At 65.6% G+C, this 22,114-nt stretch carries 20 protein-coding genes and 3 tRNA genes; 13 read left to right on the plus strand and 10 right to left on the minus strand.

Annotated elements, in window-relative coordinates:
* The first annotated feature begins 36 nt into the window (after positions 1-36).
* Positions 37-1,017, plus strand: coding sequence for an aldo/keto reductase (locus tag KHP16_RS26145; RefSeq protein ID WP_211961440.1), 981 nt, complete (start codon positions 37-39; stop codon positions 1,015-1,017).
* Here KHP16_RS26145 and KHP16_RS26150 read toward each other — a convergent pair.
* From KHP16_RS26150 to KHP16_RS26160, 3 genes are read right to left on the minus strand one after another with little or no spacing between them, the layout of a single operon-like run.
* On the minus strand, positions 984-1,523 hold the full coding sequence (locus tag KHP16_RS26150) for a 2,4'-dihydroxyacetophenone dioxygenase family protein (RefSeq protein ID WP_121490709.1): 540 nt from the start codon (positions 1,521-1,523) through the stop codon (positions 984-986). The genes KHP16_RS26145 and KHP16_RS26150 overlap by 34 nt on opposite strands.
* 17 nt (positions 1,524-1,540) lie before the next feature.
* The gene (locus KHP16_RS26155; protein ID WP_121490710.1) at positions 1,541-1,975 is read right to left on the minus strand and encodes an ester cyclase; all 435 of its coding nucleotides are present in this window, start codon (positions 1,973-1,975) and stop codon (positions 1,541-1,543) included.
* A gap of 27 nt (positions 1,976-2,002) precedes the next feature.
* On the minus strand, positions 2,003-2,971 hold the full coding sequence (locus tag KHP16_RS26160; protein ID WP_211961441.1) for a Bug family tripartite tricarboxylate transporter substrate binding protein: 969 nt from the start codon (positions 2,969-2,971) through the stop codon (positions 2,003-2,005).
* Positions 2,972-3,185: 214 nt separating this feature from the next.
* On the opposite strand from KHP16_RS26160, the gene KHP16_RS26165 reads away from it, so the two are divergent.
* From KHP16_RS26165 to KHP16_RS26175, 3 genes are read left to right on the plus strand one after another with little or no spacing between them, the layout of a single operon-like run.
* A complete protein-coding gene (locus KHP16_RS26165) occupies positions 3,186-3,755 on the plus strand; it encodes a VOC family protein (RefSeq protein ID WP_211961442.1) in 570 nt (189 codons plus the stop codon).
* A complete protein-coding gene (locus KHP16_RS26170; RefSeq protein ID WP_244836047.1) occupies positions 3,752-4,549 on the plus strand; it encodes an SDR family NAD(P)-dependent oxidoreductase in 798 nt (265 codons plus the stop codon). Before KHP16_RS26165 ends, KHP16_RS26170 begins: the two co-directional genes overlap by 4 nt.
* A gap of 59 nt (positions 4,550-4,608) precedes the next feature.
* Complete coding sequence (locus tag KHP16_RS26175) at positions 4,609-5,694, plus strand: LacI family DNA-binding transcriptional regulator (protein ID WP_109580682.1); 1,086 nt, start codon at positions 4,609-4,611, stop codon at positions 5,692-5,694.
* A 12-nt stretch (positions 5,695-5,706) separates the two neighbouring features.
* Here the strand turns inward: KHP16_RS26175 and KHP16_RS26180 are convergent, their stop codons facing one another.
* From KHP16_RS26180 to fabI, 6 genes are all read right to left on the minus strand, one after another.
* The gene (locus KHP16_RS26180) at positions 5,707-6,939 is read right to left on the minus strand and encodes an Nramp family divalent metal transporter (RefSeq protein ID WP_109580683.1); all 1,233 of its coding nucleotides are present in this window, start codon (positions 6,937-6,939) and stop codon (positions 5,707-5,709) included.
* Between the two features lie 179 nt (positions 6,940-7,118).
* Positions 7,119-8,372: an oxalate decarboxylase family bicupin gene (locus tag KHP16_RS26185; protein ID WP_109580684.1), complete on the minus strand. Its 1,254-nt coding sequence runs from the start codon at positions 8,370-8,372 to the stop codon at positions 7,119-7,121.
* Between the two features lie 194 nt (positions 8,373-8,566).
* Entirely contained in the window at positions 8,567-9,064 is a 498-nt protein-coding gene (locus tag KHP16_RS26190; protein ID WP_109580685.1) for a LysR family transcriptional regulator substrate-binding protein, read from the minus strand.
* A 130-nt stretch (positions 9,065-9,194) separates the two neighbouring features.
* Positions 9,195-9,797 carry a LysE family translocator gene (locus KHP16_RS26200; RefSeq protein WP_121490714.1) on the minus strand — a complete coding sequence of 201 codons (603 nt, stop codon included), beginning with the start codon at positions 9,795-9,797 and terminating at the stop codon, positions 9,195-9,197.
* Between the two features lie 22 nt (positions 9,798-9,819).
* Positions 9,820-10,674, minus strand: coding sequence for an AraC family transcriptional regulator (locus KHP16_RS26205; RefSeq protein ID WP_115952511.1), 855 nt, complete (start codon positions 10,672-10,674; stop codon positions 9,820-9,822).
* A 162-nt stretch (positions 10,675-10,836) separates the two neighbouring features.
* A complete protein-coding gene (gene fabI / locus KHP16_RS26210; RefSeq protein WP_109580688.1) occupies positions 10,837-11,622 on the minus strand; it encodes an enoyl-ACP reductase FabI in 786 nt (261 codons plus the stop codon).
* 177 nt (positions 11,623-11,799) lie between these two features.
* Between fabI and KHP16_RS26215 the strand changes: the two genes are divergently transcribed.
* The 5 genes from KHP16_RS26215 (at position 11,800) to KHP16_RS26235 (ending at position 18,699) form a co-directional block, all read left to right on the plus strand.
* Complete coding sequence (locus KHP16_RS26215; protein ID WP_115952510.1) at positions 11,800-13,686, plus strand: extracellular solute-binding protein; 1,887 nt, start codon at positions 11,800-11,802, stop codon at positions 13,684-13,686.
* A gap of 47 nt (positions 13,687-13,733) precedes the next feature.
* On the plus strand, positions 13,734-14,783 hold the full coding sequence (locus tag KHP16_RS26220; protein ID WP_109580690.1) for a microcin C ABC transporter permease YejB: 1,050 nt from the start codon (positions 13,734-13,736) through the stop codon (positions 14,781-14,783).
* Positions 14,780-15,901: an ABC transporter permease gene (locus KHP16_RS26225; protein ID WP_109580691.1), complete on the plus strand. Its 1,122-nt coding sequence runs from the start codon at positions 14,780-14,782 to the stop codon at positions 15,899-15,901. Before KHP16_RS26220 ends, KHP16_RS26225 begins: the two co-directional genes overlap by 4 nt.
* Complete coding sequence (locus KHP16_RS26230) at positions 15,898-17,568, plus strand: ABC transporter ATP-binding protein (protein WP_109580692.1); 1,671 nt, start codon at positions 15,898-15,900, stop codon at positions 17,566-17,568. The genes KHP16_RS26225 and KHP16_RS26230 overlap by 4 nt, the downstream gene beginning before the upstream one ends.
* A gap of 444 nt (positions 17,569-18,012) precedes the next feature.
* Positions 18,013-18,699 carry a C40 family peptidase gene (locus tag KHP16_RS26235; protein WP_211961443.1) on the plus strand — a complete coding sequence of 229 codons (687 nt, stop codon included), beginning with the start codon at positions 18,013-18,015 and terminating at the stop codon, positions 18,697-18,699.
* 178 nt (positions 18,700-18,877) lie between these two features.
* On the opposite strand, the gene KHP16_RS26240 is transcribed toward KHP16_RS26235, so the two are convergent.
* Positions 18,878-19,828 carry a patatin-like phospholipase family protein gene (locus KHP16_RS26240; protein ID WP_211961444.1) on the minus strand — a complete coding sequence of 317 codons (951 nt, stop codon included), beginning with the start codon at positions 19,826-19,828 and terminating at the stop codon, positions 18,878-18,880.
* Between the two features lie 193 nt (positions 19,829-20,021).
* On the opposite strand from KHP16_RS26240, the gene gltX reads away from it, so the two are divergent.
* The 4 genes from gltX (at position 20,022) to KHP16_RS26260 (ending at position 22,110) form a co-directional block, all read left to right on the plus strand.
* Complete coding sequence (gene gltX, locus KHP16_RS26245; RefSeq protein WP_121491293.1) at positions 20,022-21,422, plus strand: glutamate--tRNA ligase; 1,401 nt, start codon at positions 20,022-20,024, stop codon at positions 21,420-21,422.
* Between the two features lie 274 nt (positions 21,423-21,696).
* Positions 21,697-21,772 (plus strand) — tRNA-Ala (locus tag KHP16_RS26250).
* A gap of 118 nt (positions 21,773-21,890) precedes the next feature.
* Positions 21,891-21,966: transfer RNA gene (locus tag KHP16_RS26255), tRNA-Glu, on the plus strand.
* 67 nt (positions 21,967-22,033) lie between these two features.
* Positions 22,034-22,110 (plus strand) — tRNA-Asp (locus KHP16_RS26260).
* The last annotated feature ends 4 nt before the right edge of the window (positions 22,111-22,114 follow it).

Raw genomic sequence — 22,114 nt, forward strand, 5'->3', positions numbered from 1 at the left:
TTTGCCTCGGACGATTTCGACTGTTTGGAGAGCGTAATGAAATACCGGAAGCTTGGCAGGACCGGGCTCGACGTTTCCGCCCTGTGCCTCGGCTGCATGACCTATGGCGTGCCCGACCGCGGCGCGCATCTGTGGACGCTGAACGAAGAGCAAAGCCGCCCGCTGATTCGCCAGGCGGTGGAGGCGGGCATCAATTTCTTCGATACGGCCAATGTGTATTCGGACGGCACGTCGGAGGAAATCGTCGGGCGCGCGCTGAAGGACTTCACGCGCCGCGACGAGGTGGTCATCGCCACCAAGGTCAACGGCCGCATGCACAAGGGTCCGAATGGCGCCGGGCTGAGCCGCAAGGCGATCCTGCAGGAAGCCGACAACTCGCTGCGCCGGCTCGGCGTCGACTACATCGATCTGTACCAGATTCACCGATTCGACTACGCGGTGCCGATCGAGGAAACGCTCGAAGCGCTGCACGACCTCGTGAAAGCGGGCAAGGTCCGCTATATCGGCGCGTCGTCGATGTTCGCGTGGCAGTTCGCCACGATGCTGCACGTGGCGAAGGCCAACGGGTGGACGCGCTTCTCGACGATGCAGAACTACGTGAACCTGCTCTATCGCGAGGAGGAACGCGAGATGCTGCCGTTGTGCCGGGCGGAGGGCATCGGCGTGATCCCATGGAGTCCGCTCGCGCGCGGCCGCCTGACGCGCCCGTGGGACGAGAAGACCAGCCGTACGGAGACCGACGAGTTCGGCAAGGCGCTCTACGCGCAGACTGCCGATGCCGACCGCAAGGTGGTGGAAGCGGTGGCGCAGGTCGCGCGGGCCCGCGGCGTGCCCCCCGCGCAGGTCGCGCTCGCATGGGTCCTGTCGAAGAGCGTGATCTCGGCCCCGATCGTCGGCGCGTCGCGTCCCGGGCACCTCGAAGACGCCGTTGCGGCGCTGGACATCACCCTCACGCCCGAGGAGATCGCGCAGCTGGAAGCACCCTACGTCCCGCACGCGGTGGTGGGCTTCTCCTGATCCGTTCGGCTGAACGTGGCGCCGCCGCCGGGGCGGATATAGCGCGGCACGGGCAGCCCCATCGCCCTGGCCGCGTTCAGGATGCCATCCTCGATGGCCCCGGCGTCGCGCACGCCCTGGAACTCGCCATCCTGGAAGATGACATTGGCCCCGTAGACGACCATGAACCCTTCGGCGGGCTCCGTCGCATCGGCGGGAACGGAAAACGTATGAATCGAGCCGCCCGGTTCGTACAGATAGCTTCCCGCGGTCTGCGGATCGTCGGGGTACTCGACGTAGTTCCACTGGCCGCGCGTCGTGAAGAAGTGGACGGTGCCCGTATGAAAGTGCGGCGGCAGTGTCGTGCCCGGCTCGAACCTGCCGTACAGCACCCAGACGCCGTTCTCGCGGTCGAGAAACAGCGGAATGATGGTCGAGCCGGCCTCGGAACCGGGGAAGGGCGTCGCGTCGCCAATGTTGACGGACAGCAGGCGGTCCTGATGCGTGAATGACTTGGGCAATGGCATGAGGCGTCTCCCAGCGGCTACAGCAGACCAAGCGACCGCAGCTTGGCGTCGGGCGCCGAGTACGGACGTTCGCAGATGATCTTGTCGGAGCCCGGGGCAAATTCGAACGTCGCGGCCATGCGCACGCGGAACGTGCGGCCCGTGGGTGCGAACACCTTGCCGTTGGCGCGCAGCGGACCCAGATGCGTGCCCTGCAGCCAGAACTCCACGAGCACGGTCTCGTCCGCCGCCGCAATGGCGATGATCTCGTTCTTGAGGTCCGGAAACGGCTCGCGCGACGCATCGAAATAGCCGCGTACTTCCGCTTCGCCATCGAACACCGCGCCGGTGCCGTGCATCTCGTAGCGCGGATGCGCGAACGTGTCGATGACCGCGTCCCAGTCGTGCACGCATTCGAGCGCCATATGATCGCGCACGGTCTGGATGCGTGCCGCGTCGAGTGTGGTCTTCATGAAAAAAGCTCCTCTGTTGTGGGATGTTCAGTCGAGGCTGATGTTGGCTTGCCGCGCGATCTCCTTCCACATCGGGATATCGCGCACATTGGTCGCCTGTTGCTCGGCGCCAGACTGGTAACGCGCGGAGATGCCGAGCGACAGCAGCTTGTTCACGACCTCGGGCTCCTTCAGCGTGGCCTCGAGCGCCGCCGACAGCTTGTCGACGATGGGCTTGGGCGTCCTGGCGGGGACATACGCGGCCCAGTTGAGTTCGCGATCGAAGTCCACGCCCTGTTCCTTGTAGCTGGGCACCTGCGGCAGGCTCGGCGAACGGCGCGTGCATACGGCCAGCGCCTTGACCTTGCCGTCCTTCACGAACGGCGTGGCCGTGACCATATCCACGAACCCCACGGCGATATGGTTGCCGAGAATGTCGGTAATGATCTGCGACGTGCCCTTGTACGGCACGTGCTGCATCGCGATGCCGGTTTTCTGACGCAGCACCTCGCCGCAGAAGTGGCCCGTGGATCCGGCGCCCCAGCTCGCGTACTGGATCGGCGTGCCTTGCCTGCGCGCTAGCGCGATCGCCTCCGTGAGGGTGTTGGCGGGATAGCTGTTCGACGCAACCATCACGATCGACGAGCTGCCGATCGCGCCGAGGCTCTGGAAGTCGCGCACGGGGTCGTAGGGCAACCTGGCGTAGGTCGCCGGCGCGAGCTGATGCGTCGACATGCCGCCGATCATGATCGTGTAGCCATCGGGCGCGGACGTGGCCACCGCATGCGTGCCGATGGTCCCCGCGGCGCCGGGCTTGTTCTCGACGACCACGGGTTGATGCAACCGCGCGGACAGCCGCTCCGCGAGAAAGCGGCCGAGGATATCGCCGCCGCCGCCGGCCGAGAAGGGCAGCAGCATGCGAATGGGGCGGTCGGGATAGCCATTGGCGGCGCCATCGGGGGCCGCCAGCGTCGTGGCGGACAGCGCCATCAGCAGCGTCGCGAGCGTGGATCTCATGCGGGTCTCCATGGTTCGCCCATCGTCCGCGTCTTGATGTACGTCGTGGAGTAGGCGTTGTTTTGAGACGTATCCATTCTTTGTGGAAACGTTTCCACGAAGTGTGGTGGCGGCCCGCTGCATCGACAATCATGGTTAACACTGAGCGCGGTGCTTGCTCGTAGAAGCCTACAATCGCTTATTGGAAACGTTTCCACAATGCGAGGAGACCGGCATGAGCCAGCACCTCGGCGGCGTGCGCCAGATCGGCTACGTCGTCCGCGACATCGAACGCGCCATGCGCCACTGGAGCGAGGTCCTCGGCGTGGGCCCGTGGTTCTACAAGGAAGCCGTGGGCACCACGGAGTTTCGGTACTACGGCAAGCCGTCGGCGCTGCCGGACCTGTCGATCGCGCTGGCCAACTCGGGCGGCGTGCAGATCGAACTGATCCAGCAGCGCAACGACGCGCCGTCGTTGTACCGCGATTCGCTCGATTCGCTCGCGCGGGGGGGCGAGGGCATGCAGCACATCGCGTGCTGGACCGACGATGCGTTCGACGCCTTCGCGGCGCGACTGATCGCCAGCGGTTACGTCGAGGGCCATGGCGGCCGCATGGGCATGCGCGGACGGTTCGCGTATTACCTGCATCCGGACCTTCCGGGCAACATCGTCGAGATCTCCGAGATGGCGGGCGGCAAGGGCGAATACTTCAAGACGATCGCCGCGGCCGCGATGGTATGGGACGGCACCGACCCGATTCGCCGGATGCCATCGCCCAGCCCGGCCCTGGGGGCCTCCGCATGAGCGCAATGACCGGCACAACGATGAGCACGACATCGAACAACACCCCGGCGGCAGTCGCCGTGATCACCGGGGCCGCGCGCGGCATCGGCCTCGCCATTGCCGAACGCCTCGCTGCCGAACACCATGCGGTAGCACTCTGGGACCGCGATGCCGCGGCCCTCGACGCCGCCGCGCAACGCCTGCGCGAGGCGGGCGCCCGCGTCCATGCGATACCCGTCGATATCACCGTGCGCGCGCAGGTCCAGCAAGCCTTCGAGCAAAGCGCCGCGGCCCTCGGCACGCCCACGGCCCTCGTCAACAATGCGGCCATCCTCGGCCGCAGCGGCCCCACGCTCGATGCCGCGCTCGACGACTGGAAGCGCGCGTTCGACGTCAACGTGTTCGGCGCGCTGACGTGCGCGCAGGTCGTCGTGCCGCCGATGGTGGCTGCCGGGTGGGGCCGCGTGGTCAATGTGGCTTCCGTCGCGGGCAAGGATGGCAACGCGTTCGCGGGCGCGTATGCGGCCTCGAAGGCCGCGCTGATTTCGCTGACCAAGAGTCTCGGCAAGGAGCTTGCCGAGCAGGGCGTGCTCGTCAACTGCATCACGCCGAGCGCGGCCGATACGGAGATCTTCGGCATGTACGGAGAGGAAGAGCGCGAGGCACTGCGCGCGCGCCTGCTCGCGCGCGTGCCGATGAAGCGCTTCGTGCGGGTCGAGGAGGTCGCCGAGATGGCCGCGTGGCTATGCTCCGCACGGTGCAGCTTCAGCACGGGCGCGGTGTTCGACATCAGCGGCGGCCGCGCGGTCTATTGATCTCGCACGACACCGGATCGGCGATAATCCCAGCGCCGCGCCATCTCCATCCATTGCCCATGAGCCGAACCCGCCCGCCCGCCTCCGACACGCCGCCCCGCGTCACCATCCGTGACGTGGCGCGCGCCGCCGGCGTGTCGCTCGGGACCGCATCGCGCGCGCTGAACCGCAGCGGCCCGGTCAGCGAGGCGGCGCTGCAAGCCGTGGAACGCGCGGCCAGGGCGCTGGCCTATGCGCCGGACCCCATCGCCCAGAGCCTGCGCACCGGCACGTCGGGTGTCGTGGGGCTGCTCGTCTCGGACCTCGCCAATCCGCTCTACGCGCGCATCATCACCGCGGTGGAGTCGCGCCTGCAGCGCGAGGGCTATGCGATGGTGGTCGGCAACACGCACAACAGCAACGCGCGCGAGGACATGATGGTGGAGCTGTTCCGCCGCCGCCGCGTCGATGGCCTGATTCTCGGCCCGTGCGAAGTCGAGCGTCCGGACTTCCTGCACCAGCTTGCGCGCGATCTGCCCGTTGTGGCGCTCGACCGCGACTTCGGCGAGGATGGCGCGGGCGTGCACGTGGACCACTTCCGCGGCGCGTTCGAGGCGACGCGCTACCTGCTTGACCTCGGCCACACGCGCATCGCGCTGCTGACATCCGACAGCGCGCTTCGCCCGGGCCGAGAGCGTATCGCCGGGTATCGACGAGCGCTCTCGGAGCGCGGCGTGACGGCGGATGACACCCTCGTGCGGGCGAGCCGCTCCGCCATGGACCTGTCGTTCAGCGATGCGCTGGCGCTGCTCTCCGCAAAGGATCGCCCCACGGCGTTCATCTGCCTCGGCACGCGCATCCTGTCCGGCGTGCTCCAGGCGATGAAGCAGACGGGCCTGCGCGTGCCGCGGGACGTCAGCCTCATCTGCGTGGGGGACGGCGATCTGCCGCAACTGTACTCGCCCGCGATCACCGCGGTGAACTGGGACCTTGAAGCCGTCGGCACCGCCGCGGCGGAGGTCCTCATGGGCGCGATCGGCGGCAGCGGGGCGACGCCCACGGCAGGCGGCGCGGCCGACAGCGCCCCCTCCGCGCCCCGCGAAATTCGCCTGACCACGCATGTGGTCGTTCGCGAGTCGTGCGCGCCGCCCGCAGCGCGCATCTAGCGTTCGTCGCCGTCACGACATTGCCTGCCAGATCAGCAGCACGTTGAGCGCGACGATCAGCACCGCGGCGGCCGACGCCACCACCAGCGTGCGCCGCCTGAGCGCGAACTCGCCCATCACGCCGCGGCGCGCGCCGAGCACGAGCAGAGCGATCATCGGCAGGGGCAGGGCCATGCTTAGCACGACCTGGCTCGCGATCATCGCGGTGGTCACGTTGCAGCCGAGCGCCACGATGACGAAGGCGGGGGCGATCGTCACCGCGCGCCGGACCCACATCGGAATGCGCACGCGCACGAAGCCTTGCATGATGATCTGGCCGGCCATCGTGCCCACGACCGAACTCGAAACGCCCGAAGCAAGCAGCCCGACGAGGAAGATCACCGCCGCACCGCCGCCGAGAATTGGAATCAGCGTGTGATAGGCCACGCCAATATCGTCGATCGCCGGCGCGGTCTGGTGGAAGACGGTGGCCGACATCACGACCATCGCCATGTTGACGAGTGCCGCCGCGCCGAGGGCCAGCACGACTTCGCGGTTCGAGAAGGCGATGAGCCGGCGGCGTTCATGCACGTTGGCCGTCACCGCGCGATGCTGCGTGAGGCCGGAATGCAGATACAGCGTATGGGGCATGATCGTCGCGCCAACGATGCCGACGGCAAGCATCAGCGCATCCTTGTCACGCAGTTGCGGCACCACCGCGTGCATGGCCACCGCTGCCCAGTCGGGCGGGGCGATCAGCAGTTCGCACACGTACGTGCCGCCGATCACGGCGACCAGCAGCGCGATGGCGATCTCCAGCGGCCGGAAGCCGCGAGACTCGAGCGACAGCAGGGCGAACGTCACGACCGCCACGATGCCCATCGCCGCGAGCATCGGCAGATGACACAGCAGCGACAGCGCGAGGGCGCCGCCGAGAAATTCCGCGAGGTCGGTGGCGATCGCCGCGACCTCGGATGCGCCCCACATCGCAAGCGATACCGGCCGCGGGAAGTGTTCACGGCAGAGTTCCGCGAGGTTCGCGCCGGTCACGATGCCGACCTGCGCCGACAGCGCCTGGAAGAACATCGCGATGAGGCTGGACAACAGCACCACCCATAGCAGCTCGTAGCCGTACTTCGAGCCGGCTTCGATATTGGTGGCGAAGTTGCCGGGATCCATGTAGCCGACCGAGGCGATCAACGCCGGGCCGACGAATGGCAGGAACGCGCGCAATCCGTTGCGGCGCCCCTCCAGCGCCGCGCGCATCGAGCGCGATGTACGTTCGGTGATAGTGAGCGGAGCGGCGGGCCCCAGGCTCGTACTGGACGTGGTGATCGGTGGCACGGCATGTTCCCCCTGTCATGTGTGGCGCCTTTTTCTGTGCTGCGCCGAACGTCCGCGGCAGCCTTGGCGTGAAGCCGCGGACGTTCGGGTACCGCTGCCGCTCATTCCGGCATGATGTCCGGGCGGTCGGTGGGGAACTGCGCCAGCGTCGCGGCGTCGATGTTCAGCGTTTGCATGACCATCTCCGGCGGCGTGTGCGCGAGCCAGTCGGACAGGCCCACTTCAGCGAAGTGGTCGGCCTTGAACACTTCGACCATGATCAGGTCGGTGTTGCCGACGTTCTGCACGTAGTGGCCCAGGCCCTTCTTCACGTAGCCGATATCGCCCGCGTTGAAGTCGGCGGTCATCGCCTTGGGGCCGGTGTCGAACACGGTCATGCGGCCCTTGCCCTTGATGTAGTACTGCCATTCGTCGGCATTCGGGTGCCAGTGCAGTTCGCGCAGGCCGCCCGGCTTGACGGTGACCAGTGCGGCGGCAACGTTCTGCGAGATCTTGAAGTTGCGGCTGTCGGCAATCTGCACCTGGCCACCGCGCGTCTTCTTGATGGGCGTCGAGTCGGACAGCGAGAACACCACGGGCAGCGCCGGCGGGCCCTTCTTCGATGCCGACGCGCGTTGCGCGGCGGCCAGCGGGCCGGGCTCCTTGCCCTGGAAGATCCACAGGTTATCGACGGGGATGTTCTTGAACGCTTCCGCGGGCACGCCGAAGTTCGCGGCGAGCACTTCGGGCGGTGTATGCGCGATCCAGTCGGTCAGCAGCAGCGTGTTGAATTCCGACGCCATGCCGTTGTCGAACGCGATCAGGAACTCGGCGCCCGTGGTGCCCGCGCCCTGCAGCGAGTGTGGCAGGCCCGGCGGGAAGTACCACAGGTCGCCGGCCTTCACGTCCTGCACGGACGGACGGCCTTCTTCATCGAGCGTCGTGATGCGGCACTTGCCGTCGAGCATGATCGCCCACTCGGCCTGCTGGTGCCAGTGCATCTCGCGAATGCCGCCCGCGGACAGGCGCATGTTCACGCCCGAGATGTCCTTCGAGATCGCGAAGTCTTCCTGCGTGACCTCTCGCGCCCAGCCACCGTTCTGAATGCGCTTGTGCGCGTTGTTGAACGACGCCCAGAACAGCGGCATGCCGTTGACGTCGGTCGCCGGCGCATTCTGGAACGAGGGGAATTGTTCCTGCAGCGCGGGGTTGCCGGGGCCCGGGTCGGTCAGGCCATTCCGGTTGACGGCATTGATCGCGCCCTCGGGCGGACGGTCGGGGTTGCCGAAGGAGGCTGCATGGGCGGATGCGGCAGCGGCGGCGAAGGCGGTCGTGGCAGCGCCGATCATTACCTTGCGTCGGTTCAGGTCAGTCATGTTGTTCTCGCTGGTAGAGGAGGGGCTATACAGACTCTCATCGCAGGTGATGAAGAGTTGAAACCAGTATTGGCCCGAGGCACTTTCCTCTGACTGACCGAATCATTACAAAACCGTCACTAACGTGCGCGCATCGAAAACGTTGCCGGGATCGCGAAAAAATGCGCTATCGCTCGGCGATCCTTCGCCGGTTTTCAGGCCGCGATGTCGCTGACGGCCACTTTGCGCAAGAGCGCGCCGAATGCCGTTTCCAGTGGCGTGCGCGCGCGGCGGCTGCTGTAGATCAGCCCCGTGGTCCGCGTGGGCCGCGGACTTTCGAGCGGTACCGTCCTCAGCGGAGACCCCGGCGTCAGCGCATAGCGCGACAGGATCGTGGGCGCGCCGGTCTCGCGCACGAGGTTGAGCAGCGACGGAATCGTGCCGGATTCGATGATCACGTTCGGCACCGTTCCCGCGGAGTCGAGCGCGTCGTCGATGATCTGCCGCGTCTTGTAGCGCGGGGACAGCATCACCATGTCGCGGCCATGCAGTTCGATCATCCGCACGCGCTTGCGCCGCGCGAGCGCGTGGTCGCCGGGCAGGAACAGCACGAGTTCTTCGTCGCACAGCGGTTCGAACACCATGTCGTGCGCATCGGTCGGCTGATAGGCGATGGCGAGGTCCATCTCGTTGGCCCGCAGCGCGCGCGTCATGTCGTCATGGCGCCGAAGACGGTGGAATTCACGGCGTCGCTGCCACTGACCGCGCTCGGCAAGATCGACAAGAAGGCGCTGCGGGCGGGATATTGGGAGGGCCGTGCCACCGCGGTGGTGTAGCGGGCCGCTATCCGAGGAACCCCCACCACGCGGAGCCGAACAGCAGCACCGCCATCAGCCTGTCGAAACGCCTGATCCAGACGGGCGAACGCAACAGCCGCGCGGCGGCGGCGCCGAGCCATGCCCAGGCGAACATGCAGGGAATCGCCACGCAGAAGAAGACGAGGGACAGCAGCGCCACGTCGTGGGTGCGGTCGTCGCCATGACCCGCGAACAGGCTGACGACGGCAATCCCCATCACCCACGTTTTCGGATTGACCAGCTGCAGGCCCGCCGCGCCAACGAAGCCGATCTGCCTGGCCGGCGCGCCGTCGGCCTCGATGCCCGCTGGTTCCGCACGGAACAGCTGCCATGCCATGCGCGTGAGCCAGAGCGCGCCGGCCAGCGCCATCGCGCGCTGCAGGTCGGGATGCTCCGCCAGCGTGTGGCCGATGCCGAGCCCGACGGCGAGCACGAGCAGCGCGGCCCCGCCGCAACCGCCGAGAATCATCGGCACGGAGGCGCCGACGCCGCGGCGGGCGCTATGGGAGAACACGAGGATATTGGTCGGCCCGGGCGTGATCGAGGCCACGAACGCGAACATGAGGAAGGGGAGCAGGGCGGGATTCATGCGCCCAGTATTGCGGGCGGGACTAGAGCGCGTCTGGAACGTTTGAGCAGCGCTGACGATAGTGGGCGGGCGTCATGCCATAGGCGCGCCGGAACCAGCGCCCGAGATGGCTCTGGTCCGCGAAGCCCGATGCCGCGGCCGCATCGGCCGGCGAGGCGCCGAACGCCATCAGGCGCCGCGCGTGCGCAAGCCGCAGTTGCACGAGGTAGGCATGGGGCGCCAGCCCGAACGCGGCCTTGAACGCGCGCGTCAGCCGGTAGCGATCCACGCTGGTGACCCGCGCGAGGTCGTCGAGACCGATGTCCTCGCTCGCATGATCGTGCAGGAATTCCCGCGCGCGCTGCGCCACCACGGGCAGCCGCGGATCCTGCGCGATGCGCTTGCGCCAGTGCATATGGCCGGTCAGGCGCTCGAACAAGGCATCGAGCGCGGCCTCGCGCACGATGCGCAGCTCGGGGTCATGCGTGGCGCGAAACGCGTTGGCCGCCGCGGCGACCAGCGCGGGATCGGGCATCAGCGTCTGGACGAAGGCTGGCTGGAAGCGGTCCGGCATGTCGGGGAACAACGCGCGCAGGCGCGTCTCCACCATCCGCGGATCGAGGCAAAGGATCGAATACGTGAAACCGTCGGGCGCCACCGCGTGGCCGTCGTGCACCTCGCCGGGCTCGAGCATGAACACCTGCCCGGGGGTACTGCTGATCAGGGACTTGCGGCAATGGAACTGCTGGATGCCCTGCTCGGTGTAGCCGACCATGTAATAGTCGTGCCAGTGTGGGTCGTAGGCGTGTCCCTCGAAATGCGCGCGCAGCGTCTCGATGCCCGAGGCAGCGTCGTGCCGGAGGTCGATCCAGTTGCGGGAGGAGGGGGCAGTATCCATGGCGATGCGGGGCGGCTGAATCGCGATGTTACGCCGTTGGCGCGCGGCGTTCTGGAACGTTTGTGCAAAACGTGGCCGGGAGAAAAACGAAGGGAGGGGCGATCCCCTCCCTCGTACAGCGTTGTATCGGCGCTGACTTATACGCTTACCTGACTGATACGCTTACTCTTCGCCGACGGTCGCGCCGACGATGTTGAAGCCGCCATCCACGTACGTGATCTCGCCGGTCACGCCGCTCGACAGATCCGACAGCAGGAAGGCCGCCACATTGCCGACCTCCTCGATCGTGACGTTCCGGCGCATCGGCGCCACGTTCTCGAAGTGGCCCAGCAGCTTGCCGAAGCCCTTGATTCCCGACGCGGCGAGCGTCTTGATCGGGCCGGCCGAGATGCCGTTCGCGCGAATGCCGCGCGGGCCCACCGACGACGCCACATAGCGCACGCTCGCCTCGAGCGATGCCTTGGCGAGGCCCATTGTGTTGTAGTTCTGCACGACGCGCTCGGCGCCGAGGTACGTCAGCGTGAGCAGCGAAGCCTTGTCCGACAGCAGCGGCAGGGCGGCTTTCGCCAGTGCAGGGAAACTGTAAGCCGAGATGTCGTGCGCGATCCGGAAGCCTTCACGCGACAGGCCTTCGAGGAAGTCGCCGGCGATCGCTTCGCGCGGTGCAAAGCCGATCGAATGCACCAGACCGTCGAATTTTTCCCAACGCTGCCCCAAAGCGGCGAACGTGGCGGCGATCTGCTCGTCGCTGCCCACGTCGCACTCATAGATCATGTCGGAGCCGAATTCCTTGGCGAAGTCGCTGATGCGGTCCTTGAAACGTTCGCCGACGTAGGTGAAGGCCAGCTCGGCGCCTTCGCGCTTGCAGGCCGACGCGATGCCGTAGGCGATCGAGCGGTTGGACAGCAAGCCAGTGATCAGGATCCGCTTACCTGCCAGAAATCCCATTAAGTTCTCCAAGGTGTAATGTCTTGCGGGCATGCTTCGTGCACGGGCATGCCAAAGGGAATGTCCGGATGGCTGGTAGCTATCCGGACCCATGTAAAATTGTCGCACATCTTTGCCTGGCCTCTGGCCGCCGGGTCGTCTGGATATGTCGAGGTACTCTTGGAGGTCTGCATCGGGATGCTGATTCGCGCACGTTGGCCGCTTCAGGCGGCAAGGCAGTATTCCCGTCGTGGCGCGGTACTGCAGTGGGGGTTGGCACTCGCGCTCGTGCTGACTTCGGGTTTTCCCCTATCGGGCTACGCGGCGCATGGCTTTGCGCTGCACGGCGATCTCAAGTATCCGGCCGATTTCAAGCAGTTCGACTACGTCAATCCCGATGCGCCGCAAGGCGGCACGCTGACGCTGGCCAATCCGGACCGCCGCACGAGTTTCGACAAGTTCAATCCGTTCACGCTCAAGGGCACGTCCGCGCCGGGTCTCAACACGCTGATGTTCGAGTCGCTGCTGATCAGCAGCGCCGATGAAACCGCCAGCGCGTATGGCCTGCTGGCCGAGGACGTCGCGGTGGCCCCGGACGAAATGTCCGTGACGTTCCGTATCCGTCCGGAAGCGCGCTTCGCCAATGGCGATCCGGTTCTGGCATCGGATGTCAAATATTCTTATGACATGCTGATGGGCAAGTGGGCCAGCCCAGGCTACCGCAGCATGTGCATGGACGTGAAGGCCGTCGTCGTCACGGGCGAGCGGACCATCCGCTTCGACTTCAAGCAGCGCAACGGCGAACTGCCCCTGATCGTGGGCTCGCTGCCCGTGTTCTCCAAGAAGTGGACGGCCAAGGTTCCTTTCGAAAAGCTGACATTCGAGGAGCCCATCGCGAGCGGTCCATACCTGATCGAGCGCTACGACGCCGGCCGCGGGATCACGTTCAAGCGCAATCCCTCCTACTGGGGCAAGAATCTCGCCGTCCGCCGCGGCACGTTCAACTTCTCGCGCGTGGTGTACCGCCTGTACAAGGACGAGACCGCGCGGCTGGAGGCATTCAAGGCCGGGGAATTCGACGCCATCGTCGAATACCGCGCGAAGAACTGGGCCAAGAGCTACGACGGCCCGCGCTTCCGCGACAAGGACCTGATCAAGACCGAATTTCCGCACCGCAACGGCGCCGGCATGCAGGGCTTTGTCATGAACATGCGCAAGCCCGTGTTCCAGGACGTGAACGTGCGCAAGGCGCTGATTCTGGCGATGGACTTCGAGTACCTGAACCGCCAGTTGTTCTACGGCGCATACAAGCGGCTCGACAGCTGGTTCTCCAACAGTGAACTGGCGGCCAGCGCGACCTACGACGGCCGCCCCGGCCCGGGCGAGCTCAAGCTGCTGGAGCCGCTGCGCGCCGAACTGCCTCCCGAGGTCTTCGGCCCGGACGTCGTCCAGCCGACCACCAATCCGCCGCGATCCCTTCGGGACAACCTGCGCGAGGCGCGCCGTCTGCTCGCCGCGGCGGGGTGGACGTACGCCGATGGTGCGCTGCGCAACGCCAAGGGCGAAGCGCTGGTCTTCGAGTTTCTGGACGACGGCGGCGCGATGAGCCGCGTCATCACGACGTATGTGCGTAACCTGCAGACGCTCGGCATCGAGGTGCACCAGCGCACCACGGACTTCGCGCTGTACCAGAAGCGGCTCGAGGACTTCGACTTCGACATGGTCTCGATCCGCTTCCCGGACTCCCAGAGCCCGGGCAACGAACTGCGCGACCGCTTTTCGACCGAAGCCGCGACCACGCCCGGTTCCGACAATCTGTTCGGCCTGAAGTCGCCCGCCGTGGACAAGCTCGTGGACGCCGTGCTGCACGCGGAGTCGCGCGGGGAACTGATCACCGCGGGCCGCGCGCTCGATCGTGTGCTCATGCACGGTTACTACATCGTGCCAAACTGGTACAGTGCGTCGCACCGGGTGGCGTACCGCAAGAGCCTGTCGTACCCGAAACGCCTGCCGTACTACTACACGGCCGAGGGCTGGGTGCTGGGCAACTGGTGGCGCAACGATCTGCAGCAGGCCACGCAGTAACAGTGAATTGAGCGCACCGCGCAATCGAGCGCAATCCGACGACGGCCATGATCGCCTACCTTCTCAAACGCATTCTGCTGATGATTCCGACGCTGATCGGGGTCATCACGCTCACGTTCATCGTGATCCAGTTCGTGCCCGGCGGTCCCGTCGAGCAGATGATGATGGAAATGAAAGGGCGCGGCGGCGCCGGTGAGGCCAGCGGTGGCGGCGCCGAATATCGCGGCCGCCGCGGTGTGGATCCCGAGAAGATCAAGGAGATCCAGGCGCTGTACGGCTTCGACAAGCCGCCCCTCGAGCGCTACTTCCTCATGCTCAAGCGCTTTGCGAGCTTCGACCTCGGCCAGAGCTACTTCCAGCACCGCAGCGTGTGGGAACTCGTCAAGTCCAAGCTGCCGGTCTCGATCAGCCTCGGGCTCTGGACCTTCTTCCTCAGTTACCTGATCTCGGTGCCGCTCGGCATCTCCAAGGCGATCCGCGCGGGCAGCCGCTTCGACGTCATCAGCAGCATGGTGGTGCTCGTCGGCTACGCCATTCCGGGCTTCGTGCTCGGGGTGCTGCTGCTGGTGCTGTTCGGCGGCGGCACCTTCGTGCAGTGGTTTCCGCTGCGCGGCCTGACCTCCGACAACTGGGACCAGCTGTCGCTGATGGGCAAGATCATGGACTACCTGTGGCACCTCGTGCTGCCGATCACGGCGTCCGTCGTCGGCAGCTTCGCGGTGGTCACGATGCTGACCAAGAACGCGTTCCTCGAGGAAATCCGCAAGCAGTACGTGCTGACCGCCCGCGCCAAGGGCCTGGCGGAGCGCCGCGTGCTGTGGAAGCACGTGTTCCGCAACGCGCTGATTCCGCTCGTCACGGGGTTCCCCGCCGCGTTCATCGGCGCGTTCTTCACGGGTTCGCTGCTCATCGAGACGCTGTTCTCGCTCGACGGCCTGGGCCTGTTGTCCTATGAGGCCGTGCTGCGCCGCGACTATCCGGTCGTGCTCGGCACGCTGTACCTGTTCACGCTGATCGGCCTGATCACGCGGCTCATCTCCGATGTCTGCTACGTGCTCGTCGATCCCCGCATCCATTTCGAAGGGATGCCACGATGACCGCCCACGCGCCGCACGCGGTGCCACACTCGATGTCTCCCCGCCAGCGCGCCTGGCAGCGCTTCCGCCATAACCGGCTCGGCTACTGGAGCCTGATCCTGTTCGTGCTGCTGTTCGTCTTCAGCATGGCGGCAGAAGTGCTGTCCAGCGACCGTCCGCTCGTCGTCCGCTACAAGGGCGAGTGGTACTTCCCGATCGTCAAGGTCTATCCGGAGACCACGTTCGACGGCGACTTCCCGACGCGCACGGACTACCTCGACCCGTTCATCCGCGAGCGCATCACCACGCATGGCAACTTCGCGGTGTTCCCCCCGAACCGCTATTCGTACGACACGCTGAACTATTTCGCCAAGGAGCCGAACCCGGCACCGCCGTCTGCCGACAACTGGCTCGGCACCGACGATCGCGGGCGCGACGTGCTCGCGCGGCTGTTATACGGTTTCCGCGTCTCGGTGCTGTTCGGCATGGCGCTGACCGTCCTCGGCGTGCTGATCGGCACGCTCACGGGCGCGCTGATGGGCTTCTTCGGCGGCCGGTTCGACCTGATGTCCCAGCGGGCCATCGAGGTCTGGAGCTCCATGCCGGAGCTCTACCTGCTCATCATCTTCGCGTCGATCTTCGAGCCGAGCCTGAGCCTGCTCATCATCCTGCTGTCGCTGTTCGGCTGGATGGGTTTGTCCGACTACGTGCGCGCCGAGTTCTATCGCAACCGCTCGCTGGACTACGTCAAGGCCGCGCGCGCGCTGGGACTGTCCAACGCGCAGATCATGTGGCGCCATATCCTGCCGAACTCGCTGACCCCGGTCATCACGTTCCTGCCATTCCGCATGAGCGCGGCGATTCTCGCCCTGACGAGTCTCGACTTCCTCGGTCTCGGCGTCCCGCCGACCACACCTAGCCTCGGCGAACTGCTCGCGCAGGGCAAGGCCAACCTCGATGCGTGGTGGATCTCGGTGTCCACGTTCGCGGTGCTCGTCGTCACGCTGCTGCTGCTGACGTTCATGGGCGACGCGCTGCGCGATGCGTTCGATACGCGCATGGGCCTCGCCCAGCTGCGCGGCCGCGTGCGCCCCAAGGTGCCGGCCGCCGCCGCGCCGGCCCCGGAGGTGGTGTCATGAGTCTTGCCGCCTCCTTCACGCCGCCGGGCAGCGCGCTGGAAGCCGTGGCCGCGCCGGCGCCGGGCTCCACGCTCATGTGCGTGGAGAACCTGTCGGTGACGTTCGGCCACGGCGACGGCGCCACGCGCGCCGTGCGCGATGTGAGCTTCGATCTGCGCGCGGGGGAGCGCTATGCGCTCGTCGGCGAGTCCGGCTCGGGCAAGACCGTGACCGCGCTGGCCATGCTGCGCCTCGTCGAGGACGCCCATTACGAGGGCGCCATCCGCTTCGAGGGCCGCGACCTGCTCGACGTCTCCGACCGCGAGATGCGTGGCATCCGCGGCTCCGAGATCGCGATGATCTTCCAGGAGCCGATGACCGCGCTGAACCCGCTCTACACGATCGGCAACCAGATCGTGGAAACGCTGGCGCTGCACGAAGACCTCGACCGCCGTGCCGCGCGCGACCGCGCGATCGCGCTGCTCGAGCGCACGGGCATCAGCGACGCGGCCAACCGCTTCAACAGTTTTCCGCACCAGTTGTCGGGCGGCCAGCGCCAGCGCGCGATGATCGCGATGGCGCTCGCCTGCCGGCCCAAGCTGCTGCTGGCTGACGAGCCCACCACGGCGCTCGACGTGACCATCCGCGCGCAGATCATGGACCTGCTGCGCGACCTCCAGGCCGAGTACGGCATGGCGGTCATGCTGATCACGCACGACCTGAACCTCGTGCGCGCCTTCGCGCAGCGCGTGGGCGTGATGGAGAAGGGCGTGCTCGTGGAGACGGGCGAGACCGCGCAGGTCTTTGCCAATCCGCAGCACCCGTACACGCGCAAGCTCATCGACAGCCGTCCGAGGCGCGAGGTGCTGCCGCTGGTGCCGCTGGCGCCCGTCCTGCTGAACGTGCGCGACCTTTCCGTGAACTACGCGCGCAAGAAGCCGGGCATCGCGGGCTGGTTCGGCAAGGAGCAGTTCGCGGCGGTCAAGGACGTCGGCTTCGCGCTGCGCGAGGGCGAGACCATCGGCATCGTCGGGGAATCCGGCTCCGGCAAGACCACGCTCGCCCACACCGTGCTGGCGCTCCAGAACAAGTCGGCCGGCACCATCGACTTCCTCGGCAGCGACCTCCACAGCTGCACGCGCAAGAAGCGCAGTTCGCTGCGGTCGCGCATGCAGGTCGTCTTCCAGGACCCGTTCGGGTCGCTGGCGCCCCGCATGACGATCGAACAGATCGTCGGCGAGGGCCTGGCGCTCCATCAGCCCGGCCTGTCGCGGGAAGCCATGCGCGAGCGCGTCATCGAGGCCCTGCGGGAAGTCGGGCTGGACCGTACGGCGCTCGGCCGCTATCCGCACGAGTTCTCGGGCGGCCAGCGTCAGCGCATCGCCATCGCGCGGGTGCTGATCCTGAAACCGCAGGTCCTCGTGCTCGACGAGCCGACATCGGCGCTCGACGTCTCCATCCAGCAGCAGGTCCTGGCGCTGCTGTCGCAGCTGCAGCACAAGTACAACCTCAGCTATCTGTTCATCAGCCATGACCTCGCCGTCATCCGCGCCATGGCGCACCGGGTGCTGGTCATGAAGAACGGCGAGGTGGTCGAGGCAGGGGAGACCGAGGCGGTACTCGGCGCGCCGCAGCATCCCTATACGCGCAAGCTGATGGCCGCGGCCGCGCTCGGTGCTCCGACATGATGTGCGCCTGACGTGCATTGCAGCAACACCCGAAGAACGCGTGCTATAGCACGCGTTTTTTATGCGCAAAGCAAGAAAGAAGATGCGTTTTTCACGCTAGCTCCTTGATTCGCATAGTGATTCGCCGAAATTTGTAACGATCTTTGACAGATCAAGCGGTAAGCCTTTAATATCCCGCGATACCTATTTTCGGGGGTGGTTCGTCCGTTGCATACGTGGCCAAAGCATCAAATCAGCATCAAATCGCAGAGCCGCGACGCACGACGATGGTGCAATCGGTAACCAGTTGGTAACAACTTGGGGATCGGAAAGTGACCAGAACGTACTTGCACGGGGGCAAAGCCGGATGGCCTGCTTCTTGCGTACGAACCGCCCTGATGTTTTCAGCTTGTCCGGTGATGTCTGACATCCCGGTCAGATATGTCCGACTCATCAGGAGAACCAATGCAGCGAACGGTGCTTCATTCCCTGGCCAGGATTGCCATCGGAATTGCCTTTGCCTGCGGTGCGACGGTGTCGAACGGTGTGCTGGCGGATACGGTGTTCAAGGATCCCGATTCGCGCGTGGAAAGCCGTGCTGAACTCAGCGCGGAATCGCATGCGGAAGGCAAGCGCGGCTTGCTCTCGTCGGTGATGAACTCCACCAGCTCGGTGGCCAGCAAGGCTGGCGACCTCGTCATGAACGCGCTGGGCCTGATCGGCGTGCGTTATCGCTTCGGCGGTAACAGCCCCGAATCCGGCCTCGACTGCAGCGGCTTCGTCCGCTACGTGTTCAACGACACCTTCGGCTTCATGCTCCCGCGCCGCTCCGTGGAAATGAGCCAGGTGGGCACGACGGTCGCGGTCAATGACCTGCGTCCGGGTGACCTGGTGTTCTTCAACACCATGCGCCACACCTTCTCGCACGTCGGTATCTATATCGGCGACAACAAGTTCGTGCACGCACCGTCCACCGGCAGCAAGATCCGCGTCGACGACATGCGCGCGAGCTACTGGGTGACGCGCTACAACGGCGCCCGTCGCATCGCCGAGTCGGCGCAGGGCGCGGGCAGCGAAGGCCTTGGCAACATGGTCGAGACGCTCAAGCGCTTCGACCCGGCCGCACAGGGTCGTTCGCTCTACGGTGGCTGATGCTTCGCCGTTGGGTCGATAAAAAAGGACTGCCTCGGCAGTCCTTTTTTTGTCCCGCACGCAGCGGAACCTGATCGCGCCGCCTGACAAGACCTGTCACCCCACCAACGAGGGGTGACGTCCCATGTCATCTATCTGACAACCCGCGTCATTTTCCAAAACGCCTTCATTGACGCCTTCATTGCGCGACGACGGTGCCAACCGGCTGCTTCCGCAATGACGCCAGCTTGTCCCGCAGCGCCGGCAACGCGGCGGCCGTCGCCACCTCGCCGGCGAGAATCGCCCGGTTGCGCGACGTAAAGTCGCTGCCCGCCATATCGGGCAGATCGGGCCGGATCACGACATCCGCGCGCGCGAGCGCCATGCGGTTGATCGACTGTCCCATGATCGCCGTGGTCTGCAGCAGCACGCCGCTCTGGCCGCCGTTCTTCTGGGAAGCGGGATCGGCGGAGATATTCACCGCGATCACGAAATCCGCGCCCATCTCGCGCGCGGCATCGACCGGCACGGGTTCGACAAGGCCGCCATCGACATAATCGTGGCCGCTGATGGAGACCGGCTGGAACACGCCCGGCACGCTGCTGGAGGCGCGCACGGCCTGCCCGGTATTGCCGCGTCGGAACAGAATCCGCTCGCCGGACTGGAGATCCGTGGCGACGATGCCGAGCGGGAGCTTCATCGACTCGATGGGCTTCTGCTTCACGAGCCGGTTCACATAGTTCTGCAGCGCTTCGCCCTTGAGCCAGCCGCCGAAGCGCGTGCCGAACGGCAGCGCCCAATCCGCGATCGTGGCTTCATCCATGGTCAGCGCGACCTTGTTCAGCGCAAAGCCATCCATGCCGGACGCATAGAGCGCCGCGACGACGGAGCCCGCGCTGGTGCCGGTCACGATGTCCGGGTGGATGCCTTGCGCCTCGAGCGCCTTGATCACGCCGATATGGGCAAAGCCGCGCGCGGCGCCGCCGCCGAGCGCCAGGCCGATGCGGATCGGGCGCGGCGGGGCAGGGTTGGCGACTACCGGCGTCGTGGCAGGTGCGGTCGCTGGCGCCGTAGCCGGTTTAGGTCCAAAACTACAGGCACCCAGCAACAGCGCGGCAGGCGCGGCACCGAGAAAAAGGCGTCGTTTCATGTGGGAGGTGTCGTTCAGCGGAAAGTGACGCGCGTGGCATCCGTTGGCCCGCTCGCCAGCGAGAGGCCGGGGGGTGAGACCGCATGCAGCATAAATGATTCCGCGGGTGCATTGCTATAATGCGACATCCAACGCATCCAGCCTGCACGCATCCGCGCGCGGGCTTTTTTGCTTTTTTGTTTTTCCCCAGCCCATGACACAACGCGTCCGCACCCGCTTCGCACCGAGCCCGACCGGCTTCATCCACCTCGGTAACATCCGCTCGGCCCTCTACCCGTGGGCCTATGCCCGCCGCATGCAGGGCGACTTCATCCTCCGTATCGAGGACACCGACGTCGAGCGTTCGTCGCAGGAAGCCGTGGACGTGATCCTGGAAAGCATGGCGTGGCTCGACCTCGATATCGACGAAGGCCCGTTTTACCAGATGCAGCGCATGGATCGTTACCGCGAGGTCGTGAAGCAGATGCTCGACAGCGGCCTGGCGTACCCGTGCTATATGAGCACCGAGGAACTCGACGCCCTGCGCGAGGCGCAGCGTGCCGCGGGCGAAAAGCCGCGCTACAACGGCTTCTGGCGGCCGGAGCCGGGCAAGGTTCTGCCCGAGCCGCCGGCCGGCGTCACGCCGGTGGTGCGCTTCAAGAATCCGATCGGCGGCAGCGTCGTGTGGGAAGACGGCGTCAAGGGCCGCATCGAGATCTCGAACGACGAGCTCGACGACCTGGTCATCGCGCGCCCGGACGGCACGCCGACGTACAACTTCTGCGTCGTGGTCGATGACCTCGACATGCAGATCACGCACGTGATCCGCGGCGACGACCACGTCAACAACACCCCGCGCCAGATCAACATTATCAACGCGCTCGGCGGCACGCCACCCGTGTACGCGCATCTGCCGACCGTGCTGAACGAGCAGGGCGAGAAGATGAGCAAGCGCCATGGCGCGATGGCCGTCACCGGCTACCGCGACGAAGGCTACCTCCCCGAGGCCGTGCTGAACTACCTCGCGCGCCTGGGATGGGCGCACGGCGACGCGGAGATCTTCTCGCGCGAGCAGTTCGTCGAGTGGTTCGACCTCGAGCACCTGGGCAAGTCGCCGGCGCAGTACAACCCCGAGAAGCTGGCCTGGCTCAACAACCATTACATCAAGGTGGGCGACAACGCGCGCCTGGCCACGCTCACGCAGCCGTTCATTGAAGCGCTCGGCGGCACGGTGCAGGGCGCCCCACTGCCCGAGGTCATCGCGCTCGTGAAGGACCGCGCCAACACGCTCAAGGAAGTCGCGCAGACGGCGCTGCTGTTCTACCGCGGCGAGCCGCAGCCGGACGCGGCGCTCAAGGCCGAACACCTGACCGACGAGATTCGTCCCGCGCTGGCGGCGCTGGCCACGCAACTGGCCGCGCTGCCGGAATGGAAGCGCGAGGCCATCGGCGCGACGTTCAAGGCGGTGCTGGCCGAGTTCGGCCTCAAGATGCCGAAGCTCGCGATGCCCGTGCGCCTGCTCGTAGCGGGGCAGCTGCAGACGCCGTCCATCGACGCCGTGCTGGAACTGTTCGGCCGCGACACCGTGTTGCGCCGGATTCAGGCCGGTCTCTGAGGCATAAAAAAAGTTGCGGCAGGGGCTTGCGCTCCGGCCGCGACTTCAGCATAATCTCGTTCTCCCTGCAGCGCGGTTGAAAAACAAGCGGGCTGACTGATAATCGATGGGTTGGCGGTAGTAATACCGAAAACAAATCGAAAGTTAAAAAAAAGGGTTGCAAAAAAACAAGGTTGCTTTATAATCTTGTCTTCGCTGGAAACAACGACGAGTTAATCGACGAAGTCAAAGCGAAATTGCATGAAGTTGCAGTAAAGGTAGTTTGCAGTATTATGGGGCTATAGCTCAGCTGGGAGAGCGCTTGCATGGCATGCAAGAGGTCAGCGGTTCGATCCCGCTTAGCTCCACCAAGATTCAGTGAAGTGTGGGTAGTAAAAGCAGTAAAAAAACACTTCACAAACGCAGCAAAGTTAGTTAGAATAACGGACTTCGCAGCGTCAGACAGAAAACGTTGAGAAACAAGTTTCTGTCCCCTTCGTCTAGAGGCCTAGGACATCACCCTTTCACGGTGAGTACAGGGGTTCGAATCCCCTAGGGGACGCCAAATAGCAGAACGTAACCAAACGTTCAGCAAGGCGTCTCAAGCAACAGCTTGAGACGCCGCCGACTAAGGAGTGGTAGTTCAGTCGGTTAGAATACCGGCCTGTCACGCCGGGGGTCGCGGGTTCGAGTCCCGTCCACTCCGCCAAAAC

The sequence above is a fragment of the Cupriavidus plantarum genome (assembly GCF_905397285.1).
GTDB classification, from domain to species: domain Bacteria; phylum Pseudomonadota; class Gammaproteobacteria; order Burkholderiales; family Burkholderiaceae; genus Cupriavidus; species Cupriavidus plantarum.

What these genes read in the sequence shown, in the direction of transcription:
- KHP16_RS26155 (WP_121490710.1), bottom strand. Translation starts at nt 1,975, where the DNA reads ATGAAGACCACACTCGACGCGGCACGCATCCAGACCGTGCGCGATCAT.
- KHP16_RS26240 (WP_211961444.1), bottom strand. Translation starts at nt 19,828, where the DNA reads ATGAAACGACGCCTTTTTCTCGGTGCCGCGCCTGCCGCGCTGTTGCTG.
- fabI (WP_109580688.1), bottom strand. Translation starts at nt 11,622, where the DNA reads ATGGGATTTCTGGCAGGTAAGCGGATCCTGATCACTGGCTTGCTGTCC.
- KHP16_RS26145 (WP_211961440.1), top strand. Translation starts at nt 37, where the DNA reads ATGAAATACCGGAAGCTTGGCAGGACCGGGCTCGACGTTTCCGCCCTG.
- KHP16_RS26165 (WP_211961442.1), top strand. Translation starts at nt 3,186, where the DNA reads ATGAGCCAGCACCTCGGCGGCGTGCGCCAGATCGGCTACGTCGTCCGC.
- KHP16_RS26175 (WP_109580682.1), top strand. Translation starts at nt 4,609, where the DNA reads ATGAGCCGAACCCGCCCGCCCGCCTCCGACACGCCGCCCCGCGTCACC.
- KHP16_RS26235 (WP_211961443.1), top strand. Translation starts at nt 18,013, where the DNA reads ATGCAGCGAACGGTGCTTCATTCCCTGGCCAGGATTGCCATCGGAATT.
- gltX (WP_121491293.1), top strand. Translation starts at nt 20,022, where the DNA reads ATGACACAACGCGTCCGCACCCGCTTCGCACCGAGCCCGACCGGCTTC.
- KHP16_RS26225 (WP_109580691.1), top strand. Translation starts at nt 14,780, where the DNA reads ATGACCGCCCACGCGCCGCACGCGGTGCCACACTCGATGTCTCCCCGC.
- KHP16_RS26190 (WP_109580685.1), bottom strand. Translation starts at nt 9,064, where the DNA reads ATGACGCGCGCGCTGCGGGCCAACGAGATGGACCTCGCCATCGCCTAT.
- KHP16_RS26150 (WP_121490709.1), bottom strand. Translation starts at nt 1,523, where the DNA reads ATGCCATTGCCCAAGTCATTCACGCATCAGGACCGCCTGCTGTCCGTC.
- KHP16_RS26200 (WP_121490714.1), bottom strand. Translation starts at nt 9,797, where the DNA reads ATGAATCCCGCCCTGCTCCCCTTCCTCATGTTCGCGTTCGTGGCCTCG.
- KHP16_RS26185 (WP_109580684.1), bottom strand. Translation starts at nt 8,372, where the DNA reads ATGACTGACCTGAACCGACGCAAGGTAATGATCGGCGCTGCCACGACC.
- KHP16_RS26170 (WP_244836047.1), top strand. Translation starts at nt 3,752, where the DNA reads ATGAGCGCAATGACCGGCACAACGATGAGCACGACATCGAACAACACC.
- KHP16_RS26215 (WP_115952510.1), top strand. Translation starts at nt 11,800, where the DNA reads ATGCTGATTCGCGCACGTTGGCCGCTTCAGGCGGCAAGGCAGTATTCC.
- KHP16_RS26205 (WP_115952511.1), bottom strand. Translation starts at nt 10,674, where the DNA reads ATGGATACTGCCCCCTCCTCCCGCAACTGGATCGACCTCCGGCACGAC.
- KHP16_RS26220 (WP_109580690.1), top strand. Translation starts at nt 13,734, where the DNA reads ATGATCGCCTACCTTCTCAAACGCATTCTGCTGATGATTCCGACGCTG.
- KHP16_RS26180 (WP_109580683.1), bottom strand. Translation starts at nt 6,939, where the DNA reads ATGCGCGCGGCGCTGGAGGGGCGCCGCAACGGATTGCGCGCGTTCCTG.
- KHP16_RS26160 (WP_211961441.1), bottom strand. Translation starts at nt 2,971, where the DNA reads ATGAGATCCACGCTCGCGACGCTGCTGATGGCGCTGTCCGCCACGACG.
- KHP16_RS26230 (WP_109580692.1), top strand. Translation starts at nt 15,898, where the DNA reads ATGAGTCTTGCCGCCTCCTTCACGCCGCCGGGCAGCGCGCTGGAAGCC.